The following is a 735-nucleotide window of genomic DNA, read 5'->3' as shown; positions in this document are numbered from 1 at the left end:
CGGGACTTGTCGCCGTCACGCAGTTCCAGCGCTTCGCGGGAACCGGTGGAGGCGCCGCTGGGCGNACAAGCACTGCCACTGGCACCGGATTCGAGAACCACATCGGCTTCGATTGTCGGGTTGCCGCGGGAATCCAGAATTTCACGGGCCTTGATGTCAACGATCTTGGACATGTCGGTAAATCTCCAAACTCTAATCAGTTATTTTCGAAGGCAGGCAGTGCCTTGACGGTATTATCCAGGGTTTGCATCTGTGCAAGGAATGGCTCCAGACGATCCAGCCTCAGGGCGCAAGGGCCATCGCATTTGGCATTATCCGGGTCCGGGTGGGCTTCCAGGAACAGCCCGGCGATGCCCTGACTGATGCCGGCGCGACCCAATTCCGCCACCTGGGCACGACGACCGTCAGCGCTGTCAGCCCGGCCACCGGGTTTTTGCAAGGCGTGGGTGACGTCGAAAAACACCGGGTAGTTGAATTGCTTCATGATGCCGAAGCCGAGCATGTCCACCACCAAGTTGTTGTAACCAAAGCTGGAACCGCGCTCGCAAAGAATCAGCTGATCGTTACCGGCGTCCTCACATTTGTGCAGAATGTGCGACATTTCGTGGGGCGCCAGAAACTGGGGCTTCTTGATATTGATGATGGCCCCGGTTTTTGCCATGGCCACCACCAGGTCCGTCTGCCGTGCCAGAAAGGCCGGCAGCTGGATGATATCCGCCACTTCCGCCACCGGAG

Annotated in this window: 1 protein-coding gene and 1 pseudogene; both read right to left on the bottom strand. The window is 58.6% G+C overall.

The features are described from left to right. Window positions 1-173 (bottom strand): annotated as a pseudogene (eno, locus tag A3730_RS29405) (phosphopyruvate hydratase); the annotation flags it as partial. Window positions 174-196: 23 nt separating this feature from the next. After that, window positions 197-735 (bottom strand): 3-deoxy-8-phosphooctulonate synthase (gene kdsA / locus A3730_RS03295; RefSeq protein WP_082872238.1); only part of this gene is annotated, 539 nt, incomplete at its 5' end.

Source organism: Alcanivorax sp. HI0044 (assembly GCF_001634945.1).
Note: the sequence above shows the minus strand (reverse complement) of the source record. Positions and strands in the feature narration are given on the sequence as shown.